16 protein-coding genes are annotated in these 18662 nt (G+C 68.0%); 3 read left to right on the forward strand and 13 right to left on the reverse strand.

Annotated features, from left to right (window positions below; all coding sequences use genetic code 11):
* Positions 1 to 9: 9 nt before the first annotated feature.
* The 8 genes from AC5W54_RS04965 to AC5W54_RS05000 form a co-directional block, all read right to left on the reverse strand.
* Positions 10 to 1815, reverse strand: a complete 1806-nt coding sequence (locus AC5W54_RS04965) for a proton-conducting transporter transmembrane domain-containing protein (protein WP_495960968.1) — start codon at positions 1813 to 1815, stop codon at positions 10 to 12.
* On the reverse strand, positions 1812 to 3317 hold the full coding sequence (locus tag AC5W54_RS04970; RefSeq protein ID WP_495960969.1) for a complex I subunit 5 family protein: 1506 nt from the start codon (positions 3315 to 3317) through the stop codon (positions 1812 to 1814). Before AC5W54_RS04970 ends, AC5W54_RS04965 begins: the two co-directional genes overlap by 4 nt.
* Positions 3314 to 4807, reverse strand: coding sequence for a complex I subunit 5 family protein (locus AC5W54_RS04975; protein ID WP_495960970.1), 1494 nt, complete (start codon positions 4805 to 4807; stop codon positions 3314 to 3316). The genes AC5W54_RS04970 and AC5W54_RS04975 overlap by 4 nt, the downstream gene beginning before the upstream one ends.
* The gene (locus tag AC5W54_RS04980; protein WP_495960971.1) at positions 4804 to 5484 is read right to left on the reverse strand and encodes a hypothetical protein; all 681 of its coding nucleotides are present in this window, start codon (positions 5482 to 5484) and stop codon (positions 4804 to 4806) included. The genes AC5W54_RS04975 and AC5W54_RS04980 overlap by 4 nt, the downstream gene beginning before the upstream one ends.
* A gap of 9 nt (positions 5485 to 5493) precedes the next feature.
* Positions 5494 to 5772, reverse strand: coding sequence for a hypothetical protein (locus AC5W54_RS04985; RefSeq protein WP_495960972.1), 279 nt, complete (start codon positions 5770 to 5772; stop codon positions 5494 to 5496).
* A gap of 47 nt (positions 5773 to 5819) precedes the next feature.
* The gene (locus tag AC5W54_RS04990; RefSeq protein WP_495960973.1) at positions 5820 to 7286 is read right to left on the reverse strand and encodes a sensor domain-containing diguanylate cyclase; all 1467 of its coding nucleotides are present in this window, start codon (positions 7284 to 7286) and stop codon (positions 5820 to 5822) included.
* Positions 7287 to 7504: 218 nt separating this feature from the next.
* A complete protein-coding gene (locus AC5W54_RS04995; RefSeq protein ID WP_495960974.1) occupies positions 7505 to 8173 on the reverse strand; it encodes an alpha/beta hydrolase in 669 nt (222 codons plus the stop codon).
* Positions 8174 to 8410: 237 nt separating this feature from the next.
* The gene (locus AC5W54_RS05000; RefSeq protein ID WP_040185674.1) at positions 8411 to 8617 is read right to left on the reverse strand and encodes a cold-shock protein; all 207 of its coding nucleotides are present in this window, start codon (positions 8615 to 8617) and stop codon (positions 8411 to 8413) included.
* A gap of 679 nt (positions 8618 to 9296) precedes the next feature.
* Here AC5W54_RS05000 and AC5W54_RS05005 point away from each other — a divergent pair.
* Positions 9297 to 10991, forward strand: a complete 1695-nt coding sequence (locus tag AC5W54_RS05005) for a sodium:solute symporter family protein (protein WP_495960975.1) — start codon at positions 9297 to 9299, stop codon at positions 10989 to 10991.
* A gap of 63 nt (positions 10992 to 11054) precedes the next feature.
* Complete coding sequence (locus AC5W54_RS05010; protein ID WP_495960976.1) at positions 11055 to 11186, forward strand: putative transporter small subunit; 132 nt, start codon at positions 11055 to 11057, stop codon at positions 11184 to 11186.
* A 78-nt stretch (positions 11187 to 11264) separates the two neighbouring features.
* Here the strand turns inward: AC5W54_RS05010 and AC5W54_RS05015 are convergent, their stop codons facing one another.
* The gene (locus AC5W54_RS05015) at positions 11265 to 12917 is read right to left on the reverse strand and encodes a GMC family oxidoreductase (RefSeq protein ID WP_495960977.1); all 1653 of its coding nucleotides are present in this window, start codon (positions 12915 to 12917) and stop codon (positions 11265 to 11267) included.
* Between the two features lie 254 nt (positions 12918 to 13171).
* Positions 13172 to 14683 (reverse strand): CoA-acylating methylmalonate-semialdehyde dehydrogenase, encoded by a 1512-nt coding sequence (locus AC5W54_RS05020; protein WP_495960978.1) that lies wholly within the window; start codon positions 14681 to 14683, stop codon positions 13172 to 13174.
* Between the two features lie 181 nt (positions 14684 to 14864).
* On the opposite strand from AC5W54_RS05020, the gene AC5W54_RS05025 reads away from it, so the two are divergent.
* Entirely contained in the window at positions 14865 to 15767 is a 903-nt protein-coding gene (locus AC5W54_RS05025; protein ID WP_495960979.1) for a LysR family transcriptional regulator, read from the forward strand.
* Positions 15768 to 15772: 5 nt separating this feature from the next.
* Here AC5W54_RS05025 and AC5W54_RS05030 read toward each other — a convergent pair whose 3' ends face one another.
* From AC5W54_RS05030 to AC5W54_RS05040, 3 genes are read right to left on the reverse strand one after another with little or no spacing between them, the layout of a single operon-like run.
* Positions 15773 to 16579, reverse strand: a complete 807-nt coding sequence (locus AC5W54_RS05030; RefSeq protein ID WP_495960980.1) for an ABC transporter permease — start codon at positions 16577 to 16579, stop codon at positions 15773 to 15775.
* A 13-nt stretch (positions 16580 to 16592) separates the two neighbouring features.
* Positions 16593 to 17480: an ABC transporter permease gene (locus AC5W54_RS05035; RefSeq protein WP_495960981.1), complete on the reverse strand. Its 888-nt coding sequence runs from the start codon at positions 17478 to 17480 to the stop codon at positions 16593 to 16595.
* Positions 17464 to 18654 (reverse strand): ABC transporter ATP-binding protein, encoded by a 1191-nt coding sequence (locus tag AC5W54_RS05040; RefSeq protein WP_495960982.1) that lies wholly within the window; start codon positions 18652 to 18654, stop codon positions 17464 to 17466. The genes AC5W54_RS05035 and AC5W54_RS05040 overlap by 17 nt, the downstream gene beginning before the upstream one ends.
* Positions 18655 to 18662 lie beyond the last annotated feature (8 nt).

An 18662-nucleotide genomic window follows, 5' to 3' on the forward strand; every position in this document is an offset into this window, starting at 1 on the left:
ACCCGGTTGTCAGGCCTGGCTCCACAGGGCCATCGCCAGCACCACGGCGGTGGCCATCATCAGCACCGCCGCATGGCGGCGCAGCCATCCTTCGGCCCGGGCTACCGTCGCCAGTCGCTCGACCAGCCGGCGCTCCCTTCCCGCCAGACGCTCGACAATCGCTCTCCTCGCCTCACCGAGCCATGTCACCGGTCCTGCCCCCCGGGCCAGCCAGTACCGCCAGGCGGCGGACAGCGGCCACCAGAGATCCCCGGGTGGCAACTGCCAGGCGACGTGCCACGCCCGGCGACGCGACATCACCAGCGCGCCCCCGGCCAGCACTGCCCCCAGTACCACCGGCCACAACAGGCCGGGCAGCTCCTCCAGGGGTGGCCACCCGGGGCGCTCCACCGGCAGCCACCAGGGCAGGCCGGCGGCGGCGAGCAGCGTTCCCAGCCAGGCCAGCGGCATGGGCGCGGCGAGCGGTGTCAGGCCATCCTCACGCGCCTGGCGCTCGCCCTGCCACTGGCGCCAGAGGGTGCGGGCCATCAGCCCCGTGGTCCCCACCGCGGCCAGGCTCAGCCACAGCACCAGCGCCTGATGGTTATCGCCATAGAGTGGCGATTTGAAGGCCCACTTGGTGACCAGCCCCGAGCCCAGGGCACCGGCCAGCGACAGCGCCGGGAGCGCCAGCAGCGCCCCCAGCAGCCAGGCCGGCAGGCGCGGCGGGTGCTCACCGATGCCCACGCCGAGGAACAGGGCCCCCTTGGTCAACCCGTGGTGGGCGGCGAACAGCACTACCGCCGTCGAGAGGGCCGGCCAGGCCCCGGGCGCGACCAGTCCCATGGCGACCAGGCTGGTGATCATGCCCATCTGGCTGACGCTCGAGTAGGCCAGCACCGCCTTGGGGTGTCGCTGGCAGATGCCGTAGAGGGCCGCCCCGAACGCCGCCAGCAGCCCAGTTGCCAGCATCGCCTGGCCGAGCAGGCGGAAGCTCCCGTCCAGGCCCGGGTCACCCAGCGGCAGGGTAACCAGCCAGCCCAGCAGGCCGGCCTTGATCATGGCACCGCTGAGCACCGCACTGGCCGGCGTCGGTGCCACCGGATGGGCCAGCGGGAGCCACAGGTGCAGCCCCACCACCCCCGCCTTGACCCCGAAGCCGAGCCACAGCAGCAGCGCCATCCATGCCCCCGACTCCGCCGCGGCGATGGCCTCGCGCAGCCCGCTCAGCGTCAGGGTCCCGGCACTGCCGGCCGCCCACAGCAGGCCGGCGAGGAGCAGCCCCTCGCCCAGCACCGCCATGGTCAGGTAGGCCACGCCACCGATGCGTGCGTCCCGAGTTCCGGCATGCACCACCAGGCCGTAGGCAGCGAAGGTCATCAGCGCGAACCCCAGGTAGAAGCTGGCGATGTCCTCGGCCACGATCAACAGCAGGTTGCCGGCCAGGGTGAGCAGCCAGAAGAGGGCGAAACGCCGCAACCGGCGGCCGGCGCGGCCGTCGCCGCTGTCGAAGCGCGCCTGCTCCGCCGCCAGGTACCCCCGGGCATAGAGCCCGGCCAGCCCCCACAGCAGCGCCGTGAAGGCCAGCAGCGGGCGGCGCAGGCCATCGAGCTCCCAGCGCCCCCCGAGCATCCACCACTCCAGTGCCAGTTGTCCCGGCGGTGCCAGCAGCGCCAGACCGAGCGCCGGCAGCGGCGCCGTGCACCAGAGACCGTCGAGCCACCGCCGCGGGCGTCCCGGCCAGGCCAGAACGGCATGCACCGGCACCCGCAGCAGCAGTGCCAGGGGCCACAGCAGGGCCAGCACGAGACCGGCCGCGAACGACAGCGAGGTCATGGCAGGTACTCCTCGTAGGCCACCCGGGAGGCCCACTCCAGCGGACTGAAGGGCATCCCCGCCAGCACCCCGGCCAGCAGGCTGAAGGCCGCCGTGGCCAGCGCCGGCCAGAGCAGCCAGCCACTGGTTTCGAGCCGGCCCAGGTGACGCTCGGCGGGCCATTCTCCTCGCCCGTGGGCGGGGCCGGGGCGGAACCAGAGCCGATGCAGGATCGGCAGGAAGTAGGCGGCGTTGAGCAGGCTGCTGCCGACCAGTACGGCGACCACCCAGGGCATGCCGGCCTGCACCGCCCCGGTGCCCAGGTACCACTTGCTGAAGAAGCCGACCACCGGCGGAAGGCCGATCATGCCCAGGGCCCCCACCGTGAAGGCCAGGCTGGTCAACGGCATGCGCCGGCCGACACCGTCGAGACCGTCGATGCGGTGGATGCCCAGCTCCTCGGCATAGTTGCCGGCGCAGAAGAACAGGGTGATCTTCATCAGCCCCTGGTGCAGCAGGTGCGACAAGGCGGCGATGGTGCCCAGGGGCCCGAACAGGCCGATGCCGAGCACGATGTAGGAGACCTGGCTCACCGTGGAGAATGCCAGCCGCGGCTTGAGTTCCTGCTGGGCCAGGGCACGCAGCGAGCCATAGAGGATGGTGACCGTGGCGATGGCCACGAGCCCATGGAGCAGGCCCAGGCGGTGGCTCAACTCGATGCCATAGACATCGTAGACCAGGCGCACGATACCGAAGGCCCCGGCCTTGACCACCGCCACGGCGTGGAGCAGTGCGCTGACCGGCGCCGGCGCCACCATGGCCCGCGGCAGCCAGCCATGAAGCGGTACCAGGGCCGCCTTGACCCCGAACCCCAGGATCAACACGGTAAAGATCACGATCAGTAGGGGACGCTGTTCGGATCCCAGCTCGGCGAGGATCTCGCGCTCGCCGAAGCGGATGTCCCCGGCCAGCACGTGCAGCGACACCATGCCGATCATCAGCACCAGTCCGGCACTCAGGGTGAAGCGCAGGTAGACCGCACCGGCCGCCAGCACCTGGCGGGTGCCCCGATGCACCACCAGCGGATAGGTGGAGAGGGTAAGCAGCTCGTAGAAGACCAGGAAGGTGAAGAGGTTGCCGGCCAGGCTGATGCCCAGGGTGCTGGCCACGCAGAGGCTGAAGAAACCGAAGAAGCGCTTGCGGTTGGGAGAATCCTCCAGGTAGCCGATGGCATAGAGGGTGGTGAACAGCCACAGCAGCGAGGAGAGTCCGGCGAACATGATGCCCAAAGGATCGGCCCGCAGCACGAAGTTCACCTCCTCCATGACCGGGAACTCGACGGCGTACTCCCTGCCCTGGCGCAACCCCCAGACCATCCAGGCCACCAGGGCGATCTTGACCCCCGCGGCCCCGAGGTTGAGCAGGGTCCGCACCCGCCAGGCCCCTTCGGGCAGCATGAAGATCACCGCCGCGGCGAGCAGCGAACTGGCCAGGGTGGCCAGCGGGAACCAGGCGCCGTTCATGGCGCACCCCCGCCCGAGCGCAGCAGGCCCAGGGGCCAGTCGGCGGCCAGCCCCAATCCCATGGCCGAGAGCGCCAGCAGCAGCGCGATCAGGTCCATGCCGGCCGGCAGCGGCCGGAACTCGCGGTGCGGTGCCGCCTCGGTGAGGGTGTAGCGGAATACCCGGAACACGTAGGCGGCGGTGAACAGGGTGCCCAGCGCCAACACCAGCACCCAGGGCCACTGGCCCGCGAGCAACGCCGCCTGGAGGAGCAGCCACTTGGCGGTGAAGCCGGCACTGGGCGGCAGGCCCATCAGGGTCACGGCGGCGATGCCGAAGGTCATCAGCGCCAGCGGCAGCCGCCGGCTGGTCCCGGCCAGTTCCGCCAGCCCGCCGTGCCCGGTGGCCAGCAGCAGATTGCCGGCGGCCATGAACATCGCCGCCTTGGCCAGGGCATGGCCGGCGAGCTGTAGCCAGGTCCCCTGCCAGGCGAGTGCCGCCACCGCCTCGCCGGTACCGATCAGCAGCGGGAAGGCCAGCAGCAGGTAGCCCAGCTGTCCCACCGTGGAGTAGGCTACCACCTGCTTGAGCCCCCTGGCCCGCCAGGCCAGCAGACCACCCCACAGCACCGCCATGCTGCCCAGCCCCCCGAGCAACCAGGCACCGGCCACCGCCCCAGGCATCAGCAGCAACCAGAGCTGCAGCAGGATGAAGAAGGAGGCCTTGATCACCAGGGCGGCGTGGATCGCGCTCACTGGGGTCCAGGCGCTGCCGTGCACCGGGGCGAGCCAGGCATGCAGCGGAAAGGCCGCCGCCTTGAGCAGCAGCCCGGTGCTGAGCAGCGCCACGGCGATCCAGGTCACCGGGCCGGGCTCCACCACCGCCGAGAGCCCAGCCAGGTCGAGCCGTTCCCAGGCGCCCAGCAGCAGCGCCACCCCGAGCAGCCAGGCCAGCGACCCCACCAGGGCATAGAGCAGGTAGCGCATGCCGGCCACGAGGGCATCGGCCTTGCCCGGTAACAGCATCATGGCCACGGTACACAGCCCCATCAGCTCCAGTGCCGCATAGAGGGTGAGCAGGTCGGCGGCGAGCCAGATCAGTCCCAGCGAGCTAGCCAGTCCCCCGAGCAACGGCCACAGCCAGGCCGCCGCTCGCGGCGGGATGCTCGCCGCCTGGCGGTGGCCGACGGCATAGACGGCGCTGGCGAGCATCAGCAGATGGGTCAGCGACAGCAGCAACCCCGAGAGGGCATCGAGGCGCAACCGCAGCTCCAGTGCACCGAGCGGCACGCTCGCATGATAGCCGCCGTGCGCCGCCGCGGCCGTCAGCAGCCACAGGGAGGTCGCCGCCAACGGCAACGCGGCCATCACCACCGGCCAAGCACGACGGGCGGGAAAGTACATGCCCACCACTCCCAGCAACGGCGGGGCGAGCAGGACCAGCCACAGGGCCGCCGCCATCACGGTCGGAAAGGCTTCCGGTGGCGTATCGAGGCCAAACCGCGCGATCATCCGCTGTCCCCCGACGCCTCCTCGGCGATCAGGGTCACGCGATTCTCCAGGGCCAGCAGGCGGCGGATCAGCACCGCTCCCAGCCAGGTGCCGAGCAGCGCCACCACCAGCCCCACCAGGATCAGCGCCTGGACCTCGCCCCGGGGGCCGGCAAGTCCCGCCAACAGCAGGAAGATGCCCGAACCGAGCACATTGAAGGCGAGCAGTCGTCGCAGCAGGTGGGCATGGGCGGCGAACGCCCAGAGCCCCAGTGTCATGATGACGAGCCCGGCCGGCAGCAGCGGCCGCCGAGCCACCTCGGCCAAGGTTCCGAGCGGCTCTCCGGCACCGAGCGACAGCCCCGTCGCCATGGCGACCAGTGCCGTCCAGGCCAGCGGCGCCAGCAGCCGAACCAGCACCTGGCGACGAGGCCGCCGGAACGCATCACGGGGAGGCAGCCGCGGCGCTCGAGAGAAGGCGCCCAGGGCATGGAGCAAGGCGGCGCCGGTGCACAGGCCGCCGAGCAGGGCCTCGGCCAGCCCCAGCCAGGGAGCCCCGAGATGCCACCACGCCAGCGCCATCGTCAGCGCGAAGCCGATGAAGGCGAGGCAGGCCCGGGCCAACCGACGATCGACCAGACAGGCCATCGCCAGGGCCACCAGCAGGCCGGCCTGAGCGAGAGCGACGAGCGCCGACATGGCGTCGGATCAATCGGAAGAGGAGGTGTTGGCGGCCTTCTCGATCAACGCTTCGCTTTCACTGCCCGGCCCCTGCTGCAGCACCGTCTCGGCCTCGTGGTAGAGGCAGATATAGCGCTTGCAGGAGGCACAGAACACCTTGTCGTCGGGATTCTTCACCCGGGAGACCCGCATGCGATGGCTACCACAGCTGGGACAGGCCACCGGCAACCGGAAATCGACGGAAAGATCGGACATCCTCACTTCCTCCATGTGACGGCGGGAAAGGCGGACTTCTCGTTCAGTCATGGGGATTATCCTGAGCCCTTCAAGGCGAGACTGCCACCCCGGACGCGTCACGAGCCGCCGCGGGACGCGACGGATACACCCGGTCCACTGATGCGGTTGCGCCCCTCCCGCTTGGCGCGGTAGAGCGCCCGGTCGGCCCGGGAGAGCGCGCTGTCCAGGCTACCGCCGGGTTCGAGGACGGTGAGCCCGAGGCTCACGGTGAAGCGGATCGTCGCTCCATCCACCTCCAGCTCGATGGCCTCCACCGCCTGGCGCAGGCGCTCGAGAATGTCCCAGGCCTGGGCGGGCTCGCTGTCGACCAGGATCACCGCGAACTCCTCACCGCCGATGCGGGCAAAGAGGTCATAGGGCCGCAGGCTGTCGCGGCAGGCCATGGCGAAGGACTGCAGGGCCAGATCGCCGGCCGCGTGACCATGGGTGTCATTGAGATGCTTGAAGTGATCCAGGTCGAGCATTGCCAGGGGTACCCGGCGACCATGACGCTCGGCAAGCGCACGCACGGCTTCTCCCTGGTCGAAGAAGGCCCGTCGGTTGAGCGCTCCGGTGAGCATGTCGGTCCCGACCAGGCGCTGGACCCGCTGCTCGGTCTGCTTGCGGGCACTGATGTCGATCAGCAGGCCATCCCAGTGAGTCTGGCCGTCGCTCAGCCGCCGAGGTACCGCCCTGACCTCCAGCCAGCACACGCCGCCCGGCACGCTCAGGCGATACTCCTGCCACCAGGGCTCCAGGCTGACGGCCGACTGGGCGATCGAGGCGGTGAGCCGGTCGCGATCCTCGGGATGGACCCGCTCGAGCAGCCGCTCGGCATCGGCCACCACGCTCTCCGGACTCAGCCCGCAGAGCCGCTGCAGGCCCTCGCTGAGATAGAGAAAGCTGATCCGCCCCCCGGTATCTTGGCGGGCCTGGAAGATCACCGCGGGCAATCGGGACATCGCGCCCTGCAACCGCTCGAGCAGCATCTGATCGTGCAGGTAGCGCTGGCGCATCTGGGTCACATCACGCTGAACGAGCAGCAGGCGGTGGCGGCCGTCGGCCTCCTCGAGCAGCGGCAAGACGAGGGTATCCTGAAAGCGTCGCTCGCCGTCGGCGCGACGGCAGGCCAGTACGCCCTGCCACGGCTGGCCACGCGAGGCGGCGAAGCTCAACGCATGATGCAGGTCACCGTGCAGCGGCTTGACGTCCAGCACGGTGACCCGCCTGCCGAGCAATTGCGCGGGAGAGTAGCCCGTGTGGTGCTCGATATCGGGGTTGAGCTGCTCCACCACCCCCGCTTCGTCGACCACTATCACCGCCCCGGGGAAGCCGGCGAGCAGCCGGTCGGCGAGACGTTCCTCGTCACTACGGCGCCGGTCGCGGGCGTGGGCCTCGAGCCGCTGGATCACCACCAGGGTAATGGCCAGTGCCAGCCCCACGAGGCCCAACGCCGGCCAGAGGCCGAACAGGACGCCGGCGCCTCCGACCATCAATGTCAGGGCGAACAATGCCGTGGCACCGAACGCCCACAGGCGCCGCACCCGCTGATCCCACCGCTTTTCCCTACGCCCTGCCCTGGCTCTTTCCATGCGCCGTATGTACCCCGGGGCCTTCCTGCATACGATAATGACCGGCCTCTGGCGGGCCGTCCCGGACTACACTACCCCAACTTCACCGGCGAGGCATCCCGGCCAGGCTCCCGGCGACCCAGAGTCCCGGCTCGGGAGCCAGGGGGCAGCCTCCTTGTCGCCGCGGCCGATCAGTGATCGAGTCGCTCGCCGAGCCACTGGCCAATGTCGCCGACCTGCTGCGGACAGACCGCATGAGCCATGGGATAGCGGCGGTAATGGGCCGGATACCCCAGCGACAGCACGCGCTCATAGCCAGCCTTGCCCAGGGCCTCGGGCACCACCGGGTCGAAGCTGCCGTGATGCACCTCGATGGGCAGGCCACGATTGGCCTCGGCGAGGGTGATGCTGTCGGCGGTGGCGAAGTAGGTGGACATGGCCAGCAGTCCCCCCAGCGGTGCCTCGAAGGAGAGCGCCGCCTGGTAGGCTACGGCGCCGCCCTGGGAGAAGCCGGCAAGGATGATGCGCCGACTGTCGATGCCCGCCTCGATCTGCGCCCGGATCAGCCCCTGGATGCGCTCGGCCGAGGCCAGCAGCTGACGCTCGTCGACGCGACGGTCGAGGTTCATCTCGAGGATGTCGTACCAGGCCGGCATCACCATGCCACCATTGATGGTCACCGGCAGCCGCGGCGCATGGGGCAGGATGAAGCGCACGGCATCGTCGGTGGGCAGCGGGAGTGCCGGCACCAGCGGCTCGAAGTCACTGCCGTCGGCACCCAGGCCGTGCAGGATGAAGACACAGGCGTCGGCGGGCGTGCCGCTGCGCGGCTCGATGATCAGTTCACCAGGGTTGCTCATGGCATCGGTTCCGGGGCCAGTGATAAGGGATCGGTGGAAACCCGACACCCTACCGCAATCGCCGGGCGACGGCGAGGCCACATGGCGCCGGACAAGAATGGCCAGGCCATCGGTATCAGCAGGCCATCCCGAGGCACCACCTTCGGGACCAGCGCCATGCCTGGCGCGCACGAAAAAGGCCCGCCGAGGCGGGCCCTTTCAGACTCTCGAGAGAGTCACATCGAGATCACGTGGCGCTTAGCCGATGACCTGGATGTTGGAAGCCTGGAGGCCTTTCTTGCCCTGGGTGACGTCGAAGGAGACCTTCTGACCGTCTTGCAGGGACTTGAAGCCTTCGGCCTTGATCTCGGAGAAGTGAGCGAACAGGTCGTCACCGTTGTCGTCCGGAGAGATGAAGCCGAAGCCTTTGGTGTCGTTGAACCACTTGACAGTACCGGTAGCCATTATCGAATTCCTCGAATAGCGTTTGATTTTGCCGGGAAATACCCGAGTTGCAGTGGGTAGAACAAGAAACTTTCACCGGGAAATCGACGCCATGAGCATTTCGATGACCGCCTGCGATGTTCCACTTGCTAACCAACTGCACGCAGCATGCCCCCTTGGCGGGCGCACGTCAAACACTATTTGCACAGAATGACAGGATTGTTGCTACCCACGGACGGGGCGCCTGGACATGCCGGAAGGGAAATCGTAAGGTAGCTAACAATCAAGACCGCCTTGTATACAAATATCTTCCCCTAGTCCCCCTGGCCACGCCCGATCAAGCTGGCCGGATCACTGATACGTTCGACTGCTCATGCTCATGACGCCATCGACAGCAAGGGAGTCCTTGTCGGCAACACTTGCCCTCGAGGGCACTGCCTCCCGCCCGTTTCCCCGGCCCAGCATAGCGGCCGCCCTGCGCGACAAGGGCGATCCCTGAGGCCACTCCCCGGCCGCCCTGCGGCCGGACTGCCAGCCCGTCACCCCGGCTGAGTGCCTGACAGCATCGGCCCGGGGTCGGTGTGCGTTCCGCACCCCCTGCCGGGCGGCGCTCCCCTGCCGGCCATCGTCCGCGATGGTCAGACACCACTCTGTGCCGACCGCAACACCGTCGGCGCACTGAATCACTGCGAGGACATCCGTGAACGACCCCGACTTCTATCAATTCTCCACCCTGACGGTACTGCTGCTGCTCGCCGCCTTCTACGGCGGGACCTACCTACTGACCCTGACGATCCGCAAGCCTCAGGAAGATACCGACGCCTACATGGTCTCCAACCATCGCATCGGCTTCGGCATGGGGGCGGCCAGCATGACCGCCACCTGGATCTGGGCGGCCTCCTTCTACGCTGCCGCCACCTCCGGCTACACCTATGGCGTCTCCGGCCCGTTGCACTACGGCCTGTGGGGCGCCCTGATGATCCTGTTCATCTATCCCTTCGGCCGGCGGTTCCGCAAGCTGGCGCCCAATGCGCACACCCTGGGCGAGCTGATCCATGCGCGCCATGGCGCCTCGAGCCAGCTGATCCTGGCTCTCTCCAACGTACTGGGCAGCGTGATCAGCCTGATGGTCAACTTCACGGCCGCCGGCGCCCTGGTGGCCGTGCTCTCGCCGCTCTCCTTCCAGGCCGGGGTGATCATCGCCGGGGTCGGGGTGCTCGGTTACACCCTGTGGTCGGGCTTTCGAGCCTCGGTGCTCACCGACTTCGCCCAATTGGTGGCGCTGATGGCCATCGCCATCGTGATCATCCCGGCGGTGCTGTTCGCCATGGGCGGGCCCGGCGCCATGGTGGCCGGTCTCGACAACCTCACGGCTGAACAATCCGACCTCTTCTCGATGACCGCCATCCTGGAACAGGGTGCTCCCTTCTTCGTGGCCGTACTGGCCTATGCCATCGGCAACCAGACCATCTCCCAGCGCCTGTTCGCGGTGAACGAGAATCACATCAAGCCCACCTTCATCACCGCCACCGTGGGCTACGGCGCCATCGTCATCGGCCTGGGCATGATCGGCCTGATGGCGCTGACCCTCGGCATGGAGCCGATGAACGGTGACATGAACAACCTGATCCCGCAGATGGTCTCGAGTTATCTGCCTCCGGTGTTCATCGGGCTCTTCTTCATCCTGGTGATCGGCTCGCTCTCCTCCACCGCCGACTCGGACCTCTCGGCGCTCTCCGCGATCATCATGGCCGACGTCTACGGCAAGAACCTCGCCCGCGGCAAGGCAGACCCCAAACGCATGCTGCTGATCGGCCGGCTGACCATGGTGGTCGCCACCATGGTGGGGATCGTCTTTGCCAGCTTCTCCCTGGACATCCTGGTGATGCTGGTCTTCGTCGGCGCGCTATGGGGCGCCATCGTCTTCCCGGTGATCGCCAGCTGCTTCTGGGATCGCGTGACCAATGCCGCCTTCACCACCTCGGTGCTGGTCGCCATGGGGCTGTTCTGTGTCGCCCGCTTCGAGCTGGTACCGCTGGCCGGCGCAGCCGGGCTGTTCTTCGAGGTGCTCGCCAGCATCGGGGGCGGGATCATCATCGCCCTGATGGTATTCGGCTTCTGCGGCAGGCGCCTGGGCGCCATCGCCGGCGTGCTGGCCGGCCTGGCCATGCTGGTCTTCGCCACCGGCTTCCTGCGCGACTACACCGTACTGCTGGCCTCCCTGACCGCCTACGGCGCCAGCACCCTGGTCTGCACCCTGATGAGCCTCGCCAGCCCGCAGCGCTTCGACTTCGACACCATCCGCCAGCGGGTCGGTGACTACGATGATCCCCAGGCCAAGGACGAACGCTCGGCCCGAGGTGGCGCCGCCCCCGCCTTCGCCGAGCAGTACTGATCCCACACATGACCGGGCCGGCCGCCTCTGCCGGCCCCGACAACGACACAGGAGCCTGCTTTCATGCAGACACTGATCTACGGTAGTTACATCCTCATCTGGCCCACCCTGACCCTCGGGGTGCTGGCCCTGATCTGCCGGGCCGTGTGGCGCGACAGGCGCGCCGCCGACGCGGATGAGCGCGACCTGGTCTAGGCCTGGAACTCATCTCCCTAACCCGACAACGGCAGGCCAAGGCCTGCCGCTGTCGGATCTGGGCAGGAGAAGGGACCGCTACTCCCCGCCCAGGATCCAGGCCGCCGCCTTCTCGGCGATCATCAGGGTCGGCGAGTTGGTGTTGCCGCTGGTGATGGTCGGCATGATGCCGGCATCCACCACACGCAACCCGGCCACGCCGCGCACCTTGAGGTGCGGATCCACCACCGCCATGGAGTCGTTGTCGCGCCCCATCTTCGTGGTGCCCACCGGGTGGAAGATGGTGGTGCCGATGTCGCCGGCAAGCCGGGCCAGCTCCTCGTCGCTCTGGTACTGGGTGCCGGGCTTGACCTCCTCCGGCGAATATTTCGCGAAGGCAGGCTGCTCGGCGATGCGACGCGTGACCCGCAGGGAGTCGGCAGCCACCCGACGATCCTCTTCGGTGCTCAAGTAGTTGGGCGAAATGGCCGGAGCCTGGCTCGGGTCGCGGCTCTTGATGCGCACCGTGCCGCGACTGGTGGGGTTGAGGTTGCATACGCTGGCGGTGATCGCCGGGAAGTCGTGCAATGGCTGGCCGAAGGCCTCGAGACTCAGCGGCTGAACGTGGTACTCGATGTTGGGATGCTGGTACTCGTCGCTGCTGCGGGTGAAGGCACAGAGCTGGGAGGGCGCCATGCTCATGGGGCCGGAGCGCGAGATCAGGTATTCCAGGCCGATGCGGGCCTTGCCGAACCAGGAGCTGGTCAGGGTATTGAGGGTAGAGGCCCCCTCCACCCGGTAGACCGAGCGGATCTGCAGGTGGTCCTGCAGGTTCTCGCCGACCCCGGGCAGCTCCACCACCACCGGGATCTCGTGCTCGGCCAGCAGGTCGGCCGGGCCGATGCCGGAGAGCTGCAGCAGCTGCGGCGAGCCGATCGACCCGGCGGCGAGGATCACCTCGCGCCCGGCGCGGGCGCTGATCTCGCCCTGGCCGGAACACTCGACCAATACCCCTGTGCAGCGCGGCTCAGCGCCCGACCCCGGTTCGAACAGCAGCTTCTGTACCTGGGTGGAGTGCCACAGGGTGAGGTTCTCGCGCTTCTCGGCGCCGCGCAGGAAGGCCTTGGCCGTGTTCCAGCGCCAGCCCGCGCGCTGGTTGACCTCGAAGTAGTCGACGCCCTCGTTGTCGCCGCGGTTGAAGTCGCGGGTACGCGGAATGCCTGCCTCGACGGCGGCGGTGGCGAAGTCGTCGAGCACCTGCCACTTGAGGCGCTGCTTCTCCACCCGCCACTCGCCGCCGTGGCCGTGGAAGTCACGGTGGGCGGCATCGGCATCGCCGCCCGCATCCAGGCGATGATGATCCTCGTGCTTCATGAAGTCGGGCAGGCAATTCTCCCAGCGCCAGGCCGACTCGCCGGTGAGCTCGGCCCAGTGATCGTAGTCGCGTGCCTGGCCGCGGATATAGAGCATGCCGTTGATGCTCGAGCAGCCACCCAGCGTCTTGCCGCGCGGGTAGATCAGCGAGCGGCCGTTGAGCCCGGGGTCGGGCTCGGTACGGAAACGCCAGTCGGTGCGCGGATTGTCGATGCAGTAGAGGTAGCCCACCGGGATATGGATCCAGTGGTAGTTGTCGCGGCCACCCGCTTCGATCAGCAGCACCCGGTTGGCCGGATCGGCGCTCAGGCGGTTGGCCAGCAGGCAGCCGGCGGTACCGGCGCCCACCACGATATAGTCGAATTCCTGGTCGGCCATGGCGTGTTCTCGCTGAGGCAAATGGTGACTCGTCCTGCTTCTTCACAAACTGGCATGAGTCTTGGTTGAGGCTGAGCACTGATTGTGGGAGCTGGGCTTTGCCGGCGAATGAAGGCCGAAGGACTCCTGGCGGAAGATGCCAACCTCACCAACACCGCCAGGGCGCCTTCGGCGCCATTCGCTCGGGGGGAACCCGAGCTTGTATGTTGGAAGTGACCAGACAAGGGCAGTTTCACGTTAGCCTGCGAAAAATCTTATTTGTGCGTCGGCATGGCGAACTCGGCGCCCGCATTGATCGAATCCGACCAGCGCTGCATGATCGACTTCTGCTTGGTATAGAAGCGCACGCCCTCCTCGCCGTAGGCGTGGGTGTCGCCGAACAGCGAGCGCTTCCAGCCACCGAAGCCGTGCCAGGCCATCGGTACCGGGATCGGGACATTGATGCCCACCATGCCGACCTGGATGCGACGCCCGAACTCGCGGGCCACGCTGCCGCTCTCGGTGAAGCAGCTCACGCCGTTGCCGAACTCGTGGTCGTTGATCAGCTGGATGGCGGTGGCGATATCCGGCACCCGCACGCAGGCCAGCACCGGGCCGAAGATCTCCTCCCGGTAGATGGTCATCTCCGGGGTGACGTGGTCGAACAGCGTGCCGCCCATCCAGAAGCCCTCGGCGCAGCCTTCGCCGGTGGTGCTGGCGTCGAAGTCGCGGCCGTCGACGACCAGCTCGGCCCCCTCGCTAACGCCCTTGTCGATGTAGCCGGTGATGCGCTGATGGGCCTGTGCCGTGACGATCGGCCCCATCTCGGCGTCGAGCTCCAGGCCGTTCTTGACCTTGAGCGCGCGGGCGCGCTCGGCCAGCCGCGGCACGAACTTGTCGGCCACGTCACCCACCAGCACCGCCACGCTGATCGCCATGCAGCGCTCGCCGGCGGAGCCGTAGGCGGCGCCGATCAGGGCATCGACGGCCTTGTCCAGGTCGGCGTCGGGCATCACCACCATGTGGTTCTTGGCGCCACCCAGGGCCTGGACGCGCTTGCCGTGATGGGCGCCGCGCTCGTAGATCAGGTTGGCGATGGGGGTGGAGCCGACGAAGGAGAGCGCCTTGACGCCGGGGTGCTCGATCAGTGCCTCGACGGAATCCTTGTCGCCCTGCACTACGTTGAACACGCCATCCGGCAGCCCCGCCTGCTCGAGCAGGTCGGCGATCAGCAGCGAGGCGCTGGGGTCGAGCGGGCTGGGCTTGAGGATGAAGCTGTTACCCGTAGCGATGGCAATGGGAAACATCCACATCGGCACCATGGCCGGGAAGTTGAAGGGGGTGATGCCGGCCACCACGCCCAGCGGCTGGCGCATGGTCCAGTTGTCGATGCCGGTGCTCACCTGCTCGGTGTAGTCGCCCTTGAGCAGTTGCGGAATGCCACAGGCGAACTCGACGATGTCGATGCCGCGCGCCACCTCGCCCTGGGCGTCGGTGAACACCTTGCCGTGCTCGCGGGTGATCGCCTCGGCCAGCTCGTCCTTGTGGGCATTGAGCAATTCGAGGAACTTGAACAGCACCCGGGCGCGGCGGATCGGCGGGGTATCGGCCCAGGCCGGAAAGGCCGCATTGGCGGCGGCCACCGCGCTGGCGACGTCGGCCCGCGAGGCCAGCGCCACTCGACCCGAGACCTGGCCGGTGGCGGGATTGTAGACCTCCTGGGAACGGCTCGATTCGCCTCCCGTCATTTGCCCATTGATATAATGCTCGATCGCGTTGGTGGTCATGGCGTTCTCGTCGTGTCGTTGGCTGCCTGCGGTGTCAAGGCGCACCGTTCGTCGCTCAGGGAGCGGGCAGGCGCATGGCTGTGTCTGTCCAGACTACCGCGGCGAACGCCAGGATCAATTGAGAAATCCAAAAGCGGGATATAAGTTGAGCATATATCACCCACCACGATGACCCCTCACCATGCAGGACCTTCAGACCCTACGCGCCTTCGTCACCGTGGCCCGGGAAGGCAGCGTCTCCCGCGCCGCCGAGCGACTGCACCTGACCCAGCCTGCTGTCAGCCTCAAGCTCAAGCATCTGCAGGAGGGTCTGGGGCTGACGCTGTTTCGCCGCCGCCCCCAGGGGCTGGAGCTCACCGGGGATGGTCGTGCGTTGCTGTCCGCCGCCGAGAAGGTGCTGGCGGCCATGACCGCCTTCGAGCAGAGTGCCCGGGCCCTGCACAGCACGCTACGTGGCCGGCTGAAGATCGGCACCATCGTCGACCCCGAATTCATCCGGCTGGGGGCCTTCCTGCTCCGCCTGGTGGAACGCGCCCCGCAACTCGAGACCGAACTGCATCACGGCATGAGCGGCAGCGTGCTGGAGTGGGTGCAACGTGGTGAGCTCGATGTCGGCTTCTTCCTGGCGCCGCCCGACGAGGGGCCAGGGCCGGACGCCCCCGGGATCGCCTACCGGGAACTGACCCACTTCCACTACCACGTGGTCGCACCGCCGGGCTGGGGTAACCGTCTGGCCGGGGCCGACTGGGTCACGCTCGCCGCGCTGCCCTGGATCGTCACGCCGTCGCCGTCGGCGCATCATCGCCTGCTGCACGGCGTACTCGACCCGTTGGGCGTGACGCCCAACGGCGTGGCCCAGGTGGATCAGGAGGCGTGCATGCTCGATCTGGTGCGTGCCGGGGTCGGGCTCAGCCTGGCCCGAGACGCCCTGGCCATGGCCGAACGCCAGGAGCGCGGCCTGGTGGTGGCCGAGGGCGTGCGCCTGCCCTGCGCGCTGTGCTTCGTGTGGCAGCGCGAACGCGGCGAGGAGCCCCCCATCGCCGTGGCGCTGGAGGTGCTGGAGAACGCCTGGACGCCGCACTGAAGCGCCTACACGCCCTTGACGCTCCTGGCCACCTCGTGCCGCCGCTTCACCTCGTAGGCCACCGCCAGCAGCACGGTGACGAGGATCAGGATCAGCCCCAGGGCGTTGACCGCCGGGGTCAGGCCGGTACGCACCTTGGAGGCGATGTAGACGGTCAGGGTGGTGTCGTAGCCGACCACGAACAGCGTGGTGTTGTAGTTCTCGAACGACTGCAGGAAAGCGATCACCGCCGCCGAATAGATCGCCGGCTTGAGGTAGGGCAGCAGGATGCGGCGGAACATCTGCCACTGGCTGGCACCGAGGTCCAGTGCGGCGCGCTCCATGGTGCGGTCGAAGCGCTGCAGCCGGGCGGTGACCATCAGCATCACATAGGCGGCGATGAAGGTAGCCTGGCCCAGCACGGTGAGAAAGATTCCGCCGGCGACCCCAAACTGGCGCCAGAAGATCAGCGTCGAGATGCCGATGATCACCCCCGGGGTGAGCAGTGGCGAGAGGATCAGGGCATAGAGGAAGGGCTTGGCGCGGCTCGACACCGTGTTGAGGAACAGCGCCGTGGCGATGCCGATGGGCACCGCCACGCAGAGCACGCCGGTGGCGATGATCAGGCTGTTGGCGAGCGCCTGCCACATGCCGCCGTCGGCGGCGAGCTCGCCGAACCAGCGCAGGGTGGTGCCGTCCCAGGGGGTCACGGTGGGAAAGCGGCTGTCGTTGAAGGTGGCCGCCCCCATCACCAGCAGCGGCAGGAAGAGATAGGCGAAGAACACCACCACATAGAAGCGCAGGCCGAAGGCCATCAAGCGCTGAGAACTCATTTGGCCCGGTTCCTCATTTGGCAATGTCTCCCAGCCCCACCTTGAAGACCCGCATCACCAGCGACATGAAACCGATGCACAGCACCAGCAGCAGGAAGGCGTAGGCCGCCCCCTGGTTCCAGTTGCCGCCCTCGAAGAACCAGTTGTAGATGATCTGGGTGAACCAGCGGCTGCCCGGCGAGCCGAGCAGCGCCGGCACCGCGTAACTGCCCGCCGCCAGCATGAAGGTCATGATGCAGCCGGTGGCGATGCCCGGCTTGGCATGGGGGATGACGATGCGCCGATGGGTGCGCACGGTGCCCGCACCGAGGTCCCGGGCGGCCCGTACCTGGTTGTCGTCGAGGCTCTCGATGGCGTTGTAGACCGGGAAGACCATGAACAGGATGTAGGCATAGACCATGCCCACCATCACCCCGCCGTTGCCGCTGAGGAAGCGGATCGGCCGGTCGATCAGCCCCAGCATCATCAGCACCTCGTTGAGCGGCCCGCGAAACGCCAGGATGATGAACCAGGAGTAGGTGCGCAGGATCTCGTTGATCCAGAAGGGGATGATCAGCAGCAGAATGCACAGCGCGGCCTGGCGTGGGGTGGCGATCTTGGCCAGGTACCAGGCCAGCGGGTAGCTCACCGCCAGCGTCAGCAGGGTGACCAGCACGCTCGACCACAGGGTCTTGAAGAAGATCGCCCGATGGATGTCGTTGTTGAACAGGGTAACGTAGTTGGCCAGCGTCCAGCCATCCTCCGGTCCGCCGATCTGGGCCGGCAACAGGTTGGGTCGCAGCGAGTAATCGATCATCTGCAGCTGCGGCAGGGTGACCATCACGATCAGCCAGATACCGAGCAGGGCGAGAATCGCCGCCGCCAGCGGCCCGCCGAAACGCGCCCTAAGCTGACGGAACATGGGCCCCTCCCGTCGGCGCTGCGCGCCGGTCGGTCTCCCTCACCTCGCCGGTGGCCTCGTCGACCAGCGGGCTGCCGTCATCGGGCAGCACCACCGCATCGGCCGGGTCATAGCCGAAGGTCAGCCGCCGGCCGACGACGAGCGAATCGGCCGACCGCCGCGAGACCTCATGGCCGAGCTGTACCCGCAGCTTCTCGCCGGAGGCGAGCAGTCGTGTCTCCAGCATCACCCAGGCGCCCTCGAAGTGCACCGCCTCGATCTCGGCCTCGAGCCTGGCCCCCGATGCGTCGTCGGCCACCGGCCGCAGGTGCTCGGGCCGCACGTAGAGCGCGACTCGCTCGCCATTGCCCAGCCGAGCGCCCTCCCCGGCATACCCGCTCAGTTCGCCCAGCGCCCCTCCGTCGAGGCGCACCCGCTGACGCTGTCCCTCGACATCGATCACCCTGGCCTCGAGGCGATTGTTCTCGCCGACGAAGGCCGCGACGAAGGCGGTCGCCGGCGAGCGATAGAGGGTCATGGGATCGGCCACCTGCTGGATGCGCCCCGCCGACATCACCGCCACCCGGTCGGACATGGTCAGCGCCTCGCCCTGGTCGTGGGTGATATAGATGAAGGTGATGCCGGTCTTGCGCTGGATCGCCTTGAGCTCGGCACGCATGTGCTGGCGCAGCTTGAGGTCCAGCGCCGAGAGCGGTTCGTCGAGCAGCAGCACCCGCGGCTCCACCGCCAGCGCCCGGGCGATGGCCACCCGCTGCTTCTGGCCGCCGGAGAGCTCGGTGACCCGCTTCGGCCCACTGCCCTCCAGCGCCACCAGCGAGAGCAGCCGCTCGGACACCTCGCGACGCGGCTGCCTGGCGACCCCGCGCACCTCCAGGCCGAACTCGATGTTCTCGAACACCGTCATCAACGGGAAGAGCGCCAGGTTCTGGAAGATCATCGCCGTGGGCCGGCGATTCACCGGCACCCCGGCCACCGGCTCGCCGCCGATGAACACCTGCCCCTCGCTGGGCACCAGAAAGCCGCTGACGATATTGAGCAGCGTGGTCTTTCCGCAGCCCGACGGGCCAAGGAAGCTGAAGAACTCCCCCGACCCGATCTCGAGCGACGTCCTCTCGATGGCGGTGAAGTCGCCGAAGCGCATCACCACCTCCTCCAGCCGGACGCTTCCGTCCATGGTCACCT

It is taken from the genome of Halomonas sp. LMYGS-3, from assembly GCF_059509875.1.

Coding starts and splice junctions, on each gene's coding strand:
- AC5W54_RS04965 (WP_495960968.1), bottom strand. CDS start 1,815: ATGACCTCGCTGTCGTTCGCGGCCGGTCTCGTGCTGGCCCTGCTGTGG.
- AC5W54_RS04970 (WP_495960969.1), bottom strand. CDS start 3,317: ATGAACGGCGCCTGGTTCCCGCTGGCCACCCTGGCCAGTTCGCTGCTC.
- AC5W54_RS04975 (WP_495960970.1), bottom strand. CDS start 4,807: ATGATCGCGCGGTTTGGCCTCGATACGCCACCGGAAGCCTTTCCGACC.
- AC5W54_RS04980 (WP_495960971.1), bottom strand. CDS start 5,484: ATGTCGGCGCTCGTCGCTCTCGCTCAGGCCGGCCTGCTGGTGGCCCTG.
- AC5W54_RS04985 (WP_495960972.1), bottom strand. CDS start 5,772: ATGACTGAACGAGAAGTCCGCCTTTCCCGCCGTCACATGGAGGAAGTG.
- AC5W54_RS04995 (WP_495960974.1), bottom strand. CDS start 8,173: ATGAGCAACCCTGGTGAACTGATCATCGAGCCGCGCAGCGGCACGCCC.
- AC5W54_RS05000 (WP_040185674.1), bottom strand. CDS start 8,617: ATGGCTACCGGTACTGTCAAGTGGTTCAACGACACCAAAGGCTTCGGC.
- AC5W54_RS05010 (WP_495960976.1), top strand. CDS start 11,055: ATGCAGACACTGATCTACGGTAGTTACATCCTCATCTGGCCCACCCTG.
- AC5W54_RS05015 (WP_495960977.1), bottom strand. CDS start 12,917: ATGGCCGACCAGGAATTCGACTATATCGTGGTGGGCGCCGGTACCGCC.
- AC5W54_RS05020 (WP_495960978.1), bottom strand. CDS start 14,683: ATGACCACCAACGCGATCGAGCATTATATCAATGGGCAAATGACGGGA.
- AC5W54_RS05025 (WP_495960979.1), top strand. CDS start 14,865: ATGCAGGACCTTCAGACCCTACGCGCCTTCGTCACCGTGGCCCGGGAA.
- AC5W54_RS05030 (WP_495960980.1), bottom strand. CDS start 16,579: ATGAGTTCTCAGCGCTTGATGGCCTTCGGCCTGCGCTTCTATGTGGTG.
- AC5W54_RS05035 (WP_495960981.1), bottom strand. CDS start 17,480: ATGTTCCGTCAGCTTAGGGCGCGTTTCGGCGGGCCGCTGGCGGCGGCG.
- AC5W54_RS05040 (WP_495960982.1), bottom strand. CDS start 18,654: ATGGACGGAAGCGTCCGGCTGGAGGAGGTGGTGATGCGCTTCGGCGAC.